General features: G+C 45.4%; 11 protein-coding genes. 2 read left to right on the top strand and 9 right to left on the bottom strand.

Annotated features, from left to right (window positions below; translation table 11 throughout):
• Window positions 1-66 precede the first annotated feature (66 nt).
• The 3 genes from PKI34_12410 to PKI34_12420 all read right to left on the bottom strand — a co-directional run bounded on the left by PKI34_12410 (window position 67) and on the right by PKI34_12420 (window position 4,733).
• Window positions 67-1,014 carry a glycyl-radical enzyme activating protein gene (locus PKI34_12410; protein HNS18612.1) on the bottom strand — a complete coding sequence of 316 codons (948 nt, stop codon included), beginning with the start codon at window positions 1,012-1,014 and terminating at the stop codon, window positions 67-69.
• 11 nt (window positions 1,015-1,025) lie between these two features.
• Complete coding sequence (locus PKI34_12415) at window positions 1,026-2,180, bottom strand: 6-phosphofructokinase (protein HNS18613.1); 1,155 nt, start codon at window positions 2,178-2,180, stop codon at window positions 1,026-1,028.
• 78 nt (window positions 2,181-2,258) lie between these two features.
• Window positions 2,259-4,733 (bottom strand): pyruvate formate lyase family protein, encoded by a 2,475-nt coding sequence (locus PKI34_12420; protein ID HNS18614.1) that lies wholly within the window; start codon window positions 4,731-4,733, stop codon window positions 2,259-2,261.
• Window positions 4,734-5,058: 325 nt separating this feature from the next.
• On the opposite strand from PKI34_12420, the gene PKI34_12425 reads away from it, so the two are divergent.
• Window positions 5,059-5,835 (top strand): LuxR C-terminal-related transcriptional regulator, encoded by a 777-nt coding sequence (locus tag PKI34_12425; GenBank protein HNS18615.1) that lies wholly within the window; start codon window positions 5,059-5,061, stop codon window positions 5,833-5,835.
• Window positions 5,836-5,885: 50 nt separating this feature from the next.
• On the opposite strand, the gene PKI34_12430 is transcribed toward PKI34_12425, so the two are convergent.
• Complete coding sequence (locus PKI34_12430; protein HNS18616.1) at window positions 5,886-7,073, bottom strand: hypothetical protein; 1,188 nt, start codon at window positions 7,071-7,073, stop codon at window positions 5,886-5,888.
• 274 nt (window positions 7,074-7,347) lie between these two features.
• Between PKI34_12430 and PKI34_12435 the strand changes: the two genes are divergently transcribed.
• The gene (locus tag PKI34_12435) at window positions 7,348-8,103 is read left to right on the top strand and encodes a LuxR C-terminal-related transcriptional regulator (GenBank protein ID HNS18617.1); all 756 of its coding nucleotides are present in this window, start codon (window positions 7,348-7,350) and stop codon (window positions 8,101-8,103) included.
• Here the strand turns inward: PKI34_12435 and PKI34_12440 are convergent.
• From PKI34_12440 to PKI34_12460, 5 genes are all read right to left on the bottom strand, one after another.
• The gene (locus tag PKI34_12440) at window positions 8,100-8,315 is read right to left on the bottom strand and encodes a DUF1214 domain-containing protein (GenBank protein ID HNS18618.1); all 216 of its coding nucleotides are present in this window, start codon (window positions 8,313-8,315) and stop codon (window positions 8,100-8,102) included. The two genes, PKI34_12435 and PKI34_12440, sit on opposite strands and share 4 nt — an antisense overlap.
• 148 nt (window positions 8,316-8,463) lie before the next feature.
• Window positions 8,464-9,240: a hypothetical protein gene (locus tag PKI34_12445; GenBank protein HNS18619.1), complete on the bottom strand. Its 777-nt coding sequence runs from the start codon at window positions 9,238-9,240 to the stop codon at window positions 8,464-8,466.
• Window positions 9,241-9,337: 97 nt separating this feature from the next.
• Window positions 9,338-10,150: a hypothetical protein gene (locus tag PKI34_12450; protein ID HNS18620.1), complete on the bottom strand. Its 813-nt coding sequence runs from the start codon at window positions 10,148-10,150 to the stop codon at window positions 9,338-9,340.
• Window positions 10,151-10,153: 3 nt separating this feature from the next.
• Window positions 10,154-10,549, bottom strand: coding sequence for a DUF1214 domain-containing protein (locus PKI34_12455; protein ID HNS18621.1), 396 nt, complete (start codon window positions 10,547-10,549; stop codon window positions 10,154-10,156).
• Window positions 10,550-10,607: 58 nt separating this feature from the next.
• On the bottom strand, window positions 10,608-11,426 hold the full coding sequence (locus PKI34_12460; GenBank protein ID HNS18622.1) for a hypothetical protein: 819 nt from the start codon (window positions 11,424-11,426) through the stop codon (window positions 10,608-10,610).
• Window positions 11,427-11,626: the final 200 nt, after the last annotated feature.

Consider the following 11,626-nt stretch of genomic DNA (forward strand, 5'->3'; position numbering starts at 1 on the left):
GGAATACGATCCGATGATTTCTGAATATGGATTTGTCTAATCCATAATCGTATATCTGCAATCCTTTTATTTCTCCTGATTCTCGCGCCCGAAGGCTTCATTGATGATCCCGCGCAGATGTGCAAGCAATTCCGGAGAAGGTGATTCAAAGTCTTTCAATTCGTATACCTTGCCGAGGAACACGTACTTACCCAGACCATAACGGTGATAGGGTAGCAACTCGTAGTCAATCACATTCTTATAGGGTTTGATAAAATCAAGAACGGCACGTATATGTTCTTCATTGGCGTTGATGCCGGGAATGGTGGGTGTGCGCGTGATAAATTGCTTGTCGGGAAAAGTTTCGTAGGCTTTTTTAAAATTTTCCAGGATGCGTTTGTTGCTAACCCCGGTCCATTTCTTATGCCGTTCAGGATCCATCAGCTTGTTATCGTGCTGCATCAGGTCAACATACTGCAGCACCTTTTCCATGTACTCCCAGGGCACGTTTCCGGCTGTTTCTATGGCTGTATGGATGCCGCTTTCCTGCGCCCCGCGCAATATGGCGGCCACAAAATCGGGTTGCAGCAGGCACTCACCGCCACTGATCGTCACACCGCCACCGGTATTGCGGTACATGCTCTCATCTTTCAATACTTCATCGAGCACCTCGCGGGCAGTCATTTCCTTGCCAAAGATTCCGATGGCTCCGGTAGGGCAGAGCTCTGCCAGGTCCTCAGTAATGTTGGCCAGGTCCCAGTTCGCCTGCACCTTATCATCCGGGCCATCCACCACATAAAATGCGCCTTCAGGGAAGGGCGCTTTCATACAAATGCCACAAGCTGCCGCTCCCTTGCAAAGTTTGCGGTTAAAGTCCAGTTCATACTTCAGCTTAATGCTTTCCGGATTGCTGCACCATTTGCATCGCAGGGAGCACCCTTTTACAAAAACGGTTGTGCGGGTTCCGGGTCCATCCTCGCCGCAATAGCGCTGGATGTTCAATACCCTGCCTTTTATATTCAAATATTCTTCCATAATCTTATAATTTATGATCCGGTGAAAATTCCCAACAAATGGGCGATATCAATAAAATAACTCTCATCATGCACGGTGCGCACTTTGTTTAACGACTGGATGAGCGGCACAAACTGCATTTCAGGTGGCATAAACGAAACCATCGTACTGAATTGCCCTGATTTCACTGCGCGAATGGCTGCTGAACCGTAAACCAGCCCAAGTTGGCGATCAACCGCAGTTGCGTGTCCGCCACGTGACCAGGGTCCGAGTACCAACGGGAATATATCATCCGTCATCATTTGTTGCAGGGCATGGGATAATACAGTCGCTGCTTTTCCACTGCGGCTGATCACGTACTGGTTGCTGTCATCTTCACTGGCAAGCGGACTGAGAGCTTTCTTCAGCATATTGATTTTTTCAGAAACAGCTCCCGGCAGGTTGGTAAAGGAGGCTCCCTCTGCTACTACGACCAGTCCATAAGGGCGCTCCCGGTTTATTCTGCTTTTCAGGTGTCCGGCCAGTTTTTGCACATCGCACGGATGTTCCGGCAGCACCACGGCATCGGCCAACACGGCAATGCCGCTTTGCAAGGCCAGCCAGCCCGACCGTGAACCCAATACTTCTATTACGCCCACTTTTTTTGCAGATTTTGCTGCTTCCATTGCCCGGTCGAGCATTTCAATGGTAAAGCTCAGGGCGGTATTGAATCCAAAGGTCACCGCCGTAGCTGCCATGTCGTTCTCGACGGAACGGGGAATGCATACCGACTGCAGGCCTTTTTGGTTGAGCCGGTGAAGGATGCTCAGGCCGCGCCCCATCATGATGGCGATCACAGCATCAATGCCTTCTTTTTTCAGATTCCCCAGTAATGAATCGGATAGATCGACCTCTTCAACCATTTCCAATTCATTGATGGTGCGCACATTGAAGGGATCAACCATTGAAGCGGTACCCATGGCATCGCTGTTTAGCGGATTCAACTTACCAATGGCCTCAGGCCCAAGGTCAATCAACCCATTGTTGGGATAGCGCTCCGGAAAGAGCAATCCCTCAAAACCATCGCGGATGCCAACCACCTGCCACCCTTGCCGGTGGGCTGTGATAGCAGCACCAATGATGATGGCATTAATACCGGGAGTAAAACCTGCTCCCAGTGCAATGGCTACTCGTTTAATATCTTTCATAATCATGTTTTTTTATTTCATTTCAATGATAGAAAAATGCCGGCACGGGTTTTCCCGCACCGGCGATCTCTGTTTATTTCAGTGGAACGTCTGAAGCGTACGCTCTATGACTTCGTTTTGTACACCAACATCCAGCTTGGTGAAGAAGGCGCTGAAGCCTGCAACGCGAACAACGAGGTCGCGGTAATTTTCCGGATGTTTCTGTGCATCGCGAAGCATTTCGGTATCCAGGCAGTTGAACTGAATGTGGTAGCCGCCATTGTCGAAAAGCGTTTTTACAAGGCTTAGCACCTGATCCCTGCCTTTGCGGGTTTTCAACTGGTCGGGCTGTACTTTCATGTTCATGTGGGTGGCTGTCCATTTCACAGGGTCGTTACCCACAGAGGCTGACATTACCAACGCGGTAGGTCCGTTTACATCGGTACCCGGCATGGCCGATAAGCTGCCATCGGTAAGCGCCTGCCCGGCTTTTTTACCGGTAGGCAATGCTCCGGTTACTTTACCCATCAGGTTATGGATACTCTTGGTGTATTGGTCGAGGGAAGTGGTGTATAGCGTATCCTTGCCAAGATAATTACCACCGCCATCTACAGCATTAAAGGCAGCCAGTATGCTGTCGTTGACCCTTCTTACCATCATATCCGCTTCTTGGATGTTGTTACCGTATTTAGGCGCATCAACATACACCATTTTGTGTACGCGTTCATGCTCGCCTTCAAAGTTGGCGGCAAGCGCTGCCTTAAGTTCGGTCCAGGTAAGTCTTTTCTTGTCGTATATCAGGTCCTTGATGGCCATCAGTCCGTTTGCAGCATCTACCTGCCCCACCGAAATCTGTGCTACCGTATAGTAGTTGGCACCGCCGTGCCATACATCCAAACCTGATTCGATACATCCTATGGTAAGAACCGAACGCCAGGTTACCGGCAGGTATTCAGCAGCCAGCATACTGGCTATCCAGGCACCTCTTCTGAGTACTTCCTGGTTGTATTTAAGCTGGCCTTCAAACGCAGCATAAAGGTCGTCGAATGTCTTGAAATCTTCGGGATTTCCCGTTTTGGGTCCTACCTGCTTTTTAGTGCGCGGGTCCAAGCCATTGTTCAGGGTAACTTCAAGTATTTTGCCCAGGTTAGGCTGACCTTCCACGGGGTGGCCGGTTTCGTAAGGAATATAACTTCCGACACACGCGCCTATACAGGTACGCCTGGCTTTTTCGAGCGGCAGTTTTCCTGCTTTCGATTCGGGCCAAAGGTGCAAAGCACGTTTCATCATGGCTTCACCGCTCACGATCTGTGGCATTCCGATACCTGTACCGATTACATCCAATACTTTTTCCAACAGCTTGCCGGGTGTTTTTGGTGTATAGCAAAGCGTAAGAGGAGGCTGCGGCAGGTGCAGGTAGTTGCTGGCATCCAAAACCACAAAGTCCATTTCTGCATGTGCATGTCCTCCATTTTCATCATATCCTCCCAGCGTAATGCTTTGTCCAAGGTCGGCTGAGTTTTGCAGCGCTACTTTTTCTCCGAAGTAATACCCTATTTCGTTCAGCTTGATGATCATGTTCTTTAACATAAAGGAAGCATCTTCAAATGTGATCAAGCCTGCCGCCAGGTCGCGCTGGTAGAAAGGTTCCAGGTTCTGGCCAAGATAAGCTTCCGAATAGCCACAGCCCACCTGTTCAATTTCTGCCACGATATGGCAGAAGAAGTGGCACTGAATGGCCTCACGCAGGTTACGGGCAGGATGTTCGGGAACACGTTCGCAGGTTTCAGCCAGTGAGATAAGTTCGGCTTTGCGTTTTGCATCTTTCTCTTTTTCTGCCATTTCACGGGCCAGTTTGGCGTAACGGTTCGCATAGCGTACAATGGCATTCATCGTTATAAGACTGGCTTCGTAGAAATAGAATTTCTCCTTATTGGGCAGGCGCATCTCCAGTTCATACATGCGTTCCTTCACTTCTTTAATCATACTGGCCAAACCTTCGTTGTACACCCGGGGGTAATTGAGGTTACCGCCACCGGCAGGCCAGTCGAAAAAGCTGACCACATAACCTGATTCATAAATTGGCCGTGGATCGACACCGTACCGTTTTTCATAGATCTCCAGTACGCGGGGCACCTGTGAACGCTTGCTCCAGTAATCCAGTACCCATTGGTTGGCTGCTTTTTCTTCCGGAGTTTTTGATGTTTCAATGGTGTTTTCTTCAATCATCCAGCCAACCTGCCACTCGGGGTAGGTATAAATGGCATTGAGAGAGCCACCCATGCTTCCTATAAGCAGGTTGTCGTCAATGTAGATTTTCTTGCGGTCGAGCAACTCGGCAAAGAATTTTGCTCTGCGGATGATGTTGGGATAGCCTTCCGTGGCTTCATATACTTCCTTCATCACAATTACCCGTTCGAAATCGATGGGGGGTGGCGTGCTGCGCATCAACTCTTTGAGTACGTCAATGCGGGCATCGCTTGCATTTACTTTGGCAGTGCCTTCATAGGATTTACCTTCCAGTTTTCGTCCCGGTTTAACATAGTAAGGGACACTTGTTGCATTTGTTGTCATTACATGATAAATTTTGATTAGTATTAACTATGAATCCTGAATTTGCACGAGCTTATTCAATATTGTTTCTCTTTTTTGATCCAACTCCCTGATTTTTTTTTTGAACACGGAATCAACTTCCCGGACAACCTCGTTAGCCAGTGATTCAAGTTTATTGATCTTATTATCCAAAACCTTCAGTTTGATCACTAATTTGTCGATGTCCTCCATTCTGTTAATAAATTGATTCGTATGGCATAATCCAGCCGGTAAAATTACATTCAGCCGGCAGGGATTACAATACAGATAAATCAGTATTTTTTATACCTTTGACGGCAAAAACAAATTGAGACTCAGTTTGCCCATGCTTCCTGAACACTATGATTACCGTATATTTCATGACTTTTTCACCGCCTATGCCAGGGCTGGAATCGAAGGAGTCAATGACAGTGATCCCTTGCTGATCGAGCTGAACCGGAAGATGGATTCGAACAACCAGCTTTTTTACATCGCTGATGTCATCCTGCTGGATATATTGTTCATCAGCAAACAAGTATATGGAATGTTCGGGATCGAACCGGAAAAGGTATCTCCCGGGTTCTTTCTTACCAGCACGCATGCGGATGACCTGCGAAGGCACCACATGCTCCGGGCCAAACTGCTCAACGACGCCCAGGAGTTGTACATCCTAAAAGGCGGTAACCGGATTTACTCTTCAAATTTCAGATCAAGAAAGCCGGATGGTAAGATGGCTAATTTGCTCTACCAGGCTTTCATCTTCTACAGCCCGGTCCCCTATGAATCCACTTTTCTCATCCTGGTTATCACAGACATCAGCGAATTGTTTAGAATTCACAAGGGATTTCATTTCTATGTCGGAGAAGACCGAAGTTACTTTCGTTTCCCTGATGAGCAACTCCTGATGTCCGGGACTTTGTTCACAGAATCTGAATTCAGGATCATTGAACTTATCGAAGAAGGATATAGCAGTAAGGAAATCGCCGGAAAGATTCACCGAAGCGTGTATACGATCAGTACGCACCGGTCCAATATTCTTGAGAAATCACAGAAAGCCTCGATCACCGAGGTGATCTACGATCTGAAAAAAAAGGGTTTGCTATAGCCTCTTTGCACAGGTTTGAATGCTTCACCGCATCTTTGGAACTACAATATTTACCCCAGCCGTCCCCCCGATTGAAGTGATGCAGCCGCTGAAGGCAATTTAGCAGTGGTTCTCTTCTTCCATTCTTCCTCCAGCAATTCTCTGGCTGCTTTTTCAAGGAATTCCGGCGCAGCCCATTTCATAACATCGAAGTCGTTTTTGATGTAAGCATGGCTCAGCATAAAGTCCTTGCCGATTTCAACCGACCGAAGATTCTGAGGCGACAGATTTGGTACCAGGTCGATTGGTTTGATGCCTTCATACGTGTGTTCCACATCGAGGTAAAAGGTTCCTTTGTTAAGGATTACAGCAGCAGCGTGTTTGTGCTCATTGGCCCAACGTCCGGCCTTGATCATACCTTTCAGGAATGTTACGGCAAGTTCGGGATGTTTCTCGGCCATCACATCGCTGCAGGTAATGGCAGCAGGAATATTGGCAACCTGGAGTGTCCAGTCGGGATATCTTGAAAGGTCTTCGATGGACTTGAAATTTCCGGTTGCTTCTGTAAGTTGTTGAAGCGGACCAGTCTGCATGTACATAGCATCTATAACACCTTTTTCCAGTGCTGTCTCGAGAGGCCGGAAAGCCAAATCGTGTTTTCCGTCGCGTTTTATCCACAATTCCGATGGATTTTCCATTTCCGGACCCATCATTTCCGGATTATCGTACCAGTCGTCGGCATAAGGGAATTCAATTATTTGTACATCATCGCGTGTCATTCCATTCAGGCGCAGCATCAGTTCAATGCCCTGTTCCTCCTGAATTCCCCACCAGTCGGTTTTAATTTTATTCTGGCTTCGTGAAAGGCCGATTTTTTTTCCTTTCAGTTCACACATGCGATAAATATCGTCACGGGAGCGAACCATCATTACGCCACCTTCCCTGGGTGCATGGGTAACTCCCAGCAGTACTGTCCGGCGGATATCGGCATGAACATGTATTGGAGGGAACAAACCACCAAAACGGATTAAATTATCCATGTTATGGATGTAGTGCGGGTACCAGTTGTTTTCCTTTCGGGCGCGCATATACTGGTAGTGAACGCCAATCTTTTTGTACTCTTCCTTGGTCCAGCCCAGTTCCTGATCAACATTACTGGCCGAAATCAGCGGACAGTTGGTGTAATACACTTCATTCCAGTCCAGTGGAACTGTGTCGAGCTTGCCTGCTTTTTTAGCTTCGGCAATAATCTCATCCATGTTTGGTGCTGTTCTTTTAATTTGACTTGTCATAATGTTAGTTATTAATGATTGATTGAGTTAAGACTATCTGTAAGGTATTAAGGATCCACCTTAACCTGAATCCTTATTTTCATTATTTCTGTTGTGCTCTGCCAGACTTACCATATATCCTGTAGTGCCATTTGATCTACAAAATTAGCTGTGCCCCGCCCACCAAACAATAGCTATTAATCCGTATATTCATTATTATTTTTAATTTTGCTCAAGAATTTCATAAATTTATTCTATCAAAATGAAATCGGATACGGATAACTATCGCTTATATTTAAAATTTATTGAAACATACTCACCGGCAGGATTCAAAGGGATCGACCGGAATGACCCTTTGATACTGGAACTGGAGGAGTTTTCAGAACAGCACAATCAGTTTTTCCATGTTGCCGATCTTGTCCTCATACAGATCATCTGGGCAAGTACACGAAGTGCAAAAATGATTGGCATACCGCATGAGGAGCTCAATGCATACCATTTTTTTGAAGCAACGCATCCTGATGACATATATAAACATACTCTGGGCAGATCGAAATTGATGGATTTTGCCAATGATCTGTATAATGCAAAAAAGGGCAAAACTTATCTGTCAATGAATATCAGGATAAGAAATTCAGAAGGGAAATATGAAGATTTATTGTTTCAATTATTATTCTTTTACAGCGAAATCCACAAGACAGTCTTTCTACTTCAGGTTCATACCAATATCGAATCTTTTAAAAAACCTAAGTATGGTTATCATTACTATGTAGGTGATGATCTGTCTCTTTTCAGGTACCCGGATGAAGAAATGCTTAAAATCGGAATACCGTTTACCAATCGTGAGTTTGAGATCATCAAGCTGATAGAAGCGGGCCTGGATAGTAATCAAATAGCTGAAAGATTGTTTCTGAGCGTCTATACTGTAAACACTCATCGTGGCAATATACTGGAAAAGACCGATTTTAAGAATATCTCTGATTTGATTTATGACCTTCAAAAAAAACGGCTGCTTTAGATAAGCATATCCACTTCTTCAATCTCGCCCGGACTCCAGGACTCAAAATTAACAGAATCTTTCAGGTCATAAAGGCTTAGAATCAAATACCAGCGTTTACCTGGTATCGTTTTTACCCAGTTGTGTTCTTTACCGGATGGAGCCTCAGGCCCAAATAATGAATCAATAGAGCCATCAGTATTCATGACTAACCCTTTACGGTTGTTGTAAATTTTCGTCTGTTTTTTTTCATAACACTGGTAAATTTAGAGGTTTTTTCAACTTAACCAGTGGTCCGAATTTTGGGGAGTATTATACCCTCAAAGCGCAGATTCAAGGATTTCAGAGTATCAACAGGGCAACGAGTGTCAAAGCCGGGAATTACATACTGCGCAATTGATTCTGTAAAGTGATCAAAGGTTTTGTATTGAGTTTAACCAGCCCTGTTTCAGGACGGTCAAGAGCTAAAATTAAAAACATGACCACGGCAAAAACAATGGCAAGTATGAGGTTGATACTGTATGTTCCTTTTCCTGAAATCCCGAAATTATAACCAAGAGCAAACATGGATAAGACTTCGATAATGAACAAAACCACGATGATTGCGACAGGAATACGATATTCAAGCGTCATGGATACACGCTGATTATAATTATCAACCAGATCATTTACTGATGTTATGTAAAGTGCGTACACTTCCGAACTCCGGTCCTGCTCTGCCAGTTGTTCAGTGTAATCCCAAAACGTGTCAAGTATCTGCTGGGAACGGGATATCATATGATCAAGCTTCGAGTAATCATCGGCAACCTCAAGACGAAGATCGACATATTCAGTAATCAGCTTTTTTGTATCAGACCGGAATGGTTCCGGTATCAATCCTGCCCTCAGGTAAGTCGTTCGTATGTTTGTAACTTCTTCCAGCAGCAATTCTTTGCGTGAATCGTAGCGATTGGCAACAATTTGAAATGTAAAAGCGAGCATGAAAGCCAAAAGGCCAAATGCCGCACCCACTGCAGTGCCAATCGGAGCATTCAGAATAGTTGGCGATTTTTTAATACTGTAAATACCATAATACTTACCAAGGAATAATGGTATCAATACCATAAAAAGCGGAATTAAGAACATTCCGGCCAGCTGAAATAAATGACTTATCTTCATAACTGTGATTTTTATTTATTAACCATGAATCATCCACCAAACTATTACTTTCTCAGATTTTCCAGCTGTGATTTGAATAAGACCGGCCTGAGAAGGTTCATCTGCTGTTCTTCTTTAAAATTGAATTTTTCAGAAAGAAATAGCGGCAACCAACTTCTCCACCCCACTGATAACGTGCAACGAAATCGCCAAATACTCCAACTCCTGTCTGTGCCCATAAATTGATACGGCGAACCGGCGCAAATGCAAACCTGGCTTCAAGGTTCATTGACACACCGCCATGCACATAATCAATGTACCACTCGGGTGCCAGAACCGTCCACATTTTTCTTGTCCACAGGGTAAGTAAGATTACCTGTAATTTCGAAAAACTGATCGTCTCTCTCTCTTTGTCGCCACCGAAAGAATTTGCCTGCTGAAACACCATGGCAAGAAGCAGTTTTTTATCTTTCAGCATCGAACTGTAACTAATAACCGGCATGATCACATTCTTTCCTGTACCAAGGAGTGGAGATTGTGCCGTATTCAGGCTGATTTCAACAGATGCAGTCAGGGCCGACTTTTTCGATTGAAAGAATCTGTAACCCAGAAGACGAAATGAAATATCTCCAAGTCCAAAGTGTTCATAGTCAGCGGATGGGGAACCGGAATTATACACAAAGGGTACATCAAGCCGGGTGGTGAATCGTTTCCCGATCTTCAGAACAGTTCTCAGTACAGTCTGGTTCAGATTGACACCATTAGGATAATGCTGGAACTCATTGAAAAGTTCTACCCGTGTAAAGAACTGTGAAGGATCATCTGCTGCCGCTCCGCCATTCTCCTGTATGTTCAGGGTATCCGGCAGAGTTTGACCGTGCAGGCTGCTGATCTGGGGCAAGAATAAAAACAAGAATAGCAGTTTTTTCATCTCCTATTCAGTAATGGCTTCCCACTCTTCGATCTGACCGGGCCTCCAGGTCTTATCATACCAGGATTCCAGAGGGCCGTACAGGCGCAGGATCATGTTCCATTCTTTCCCCGGGATCGTCTGTATCCAGTTATTCTCTCTTCCGTCCGGAGCCTTTGGTCCAAAGTAAATATCTAAAGAACCATCCTGATTATACGTAAGTTTCCCGGAATGGCCGTGAATGGATGGCCACGGCTGACCGGCATGGATCATCAGATGGGTCCGGTTGTCATAAACGATCACTGACCAGAAGTTCCTGGCTGGAATGTTTGGCGGTAAATGCAACCTGTAGTTCTTACCACCTGTCAATGGCTTGCTCCTGGCATCGGATGATACTTTATATTTTTCTTCTTCTTCCATGATACCTGGATCCGTTTCGTTTCCCCCTGACCGCAACACGGGTCAGCAATACATGAATTTATTCTGGCTTTGCTTTCTTGAAAACATCTGGGTCTTTGCCTCTGGATGGAATACAAAACCGAACACCAAGATCAAATCCGTATGTTATTGAAGTCATTCCGTAAGTACGCCCTGATCCGGTTTCAGATTCATATTTGTTCGACAGTGCGGCAAAGCCAGCTATCAGGTCAACGACAGGGGAAACAGTATAACCACTGTTGAACCATGTGGACCAGATAAATTCAGAACCAGCACCAAATCCTCCGAAATCAACCCTTAATTCGACAGGAACCCTCGGGTGCGGATAGTAATGTGCCTGCATGCCCAGGACCGGGTCCCAGAAATCTTTATGCTCATCGATTTCTATTATGGCAATGTTCCCTTCCATTTCTCCGAACAGGTGATAATAGGTGTATCGAAATCCTGCAAAGGGATCAAGGATGAATTTATCCCCCAGCCTTAATCTCATCCCTGCGCTTACATCCAGGATATGCCTTTGCAGCTCAGGTTTTGCAGTGAAATAATGCTTGCCATTCTCACTTGACCACAGGATTTTCTCTACGCCATTATAATTATAGATGTAACCGGCGGAAGCGAAAAACTTCCCCTTCGACAGGGCCAGGTCCATCATGAATGTTCCGCCGAGGGATGTCAGAAAATCTGCCGGATCAATCCCAAATTCTTCGGAGAGGAGCTCAGACTGTACCTCACCACTTACGTATGGTAATACCAGGAACGGAGTGATCTCTACGTTCCATTTATCAGGATTGCCTTTCGGATCATAATTCATCTCCTGGCTCTGGGACGCTGTACCCAGAGCCAGGAAAATGATTATCATATATAATAATCTTGCTTTCAATCTTGTTTTGTATTTGTGTTACTTTTGGTGAAAGCTTCAAAAGCTGAATGCAAAACCTGCGCTGATGGTAAGATATCCCTGGGTATCCAGTTCACCCGACTTGAATCCGGTATAGTATTTCAGGCCCAGCTTGAAAGCGGTACCGGGCGACATTTCATACATCAGGCCGAATTCCGGTT

This window comes from Bacteroidales bacterium (assembly GCA_035342335.1).
GTDB lineage: Bacteria > Bacteroidota > Bacteroidia > Bacteroidales > JAGONC01 > JAGONC01.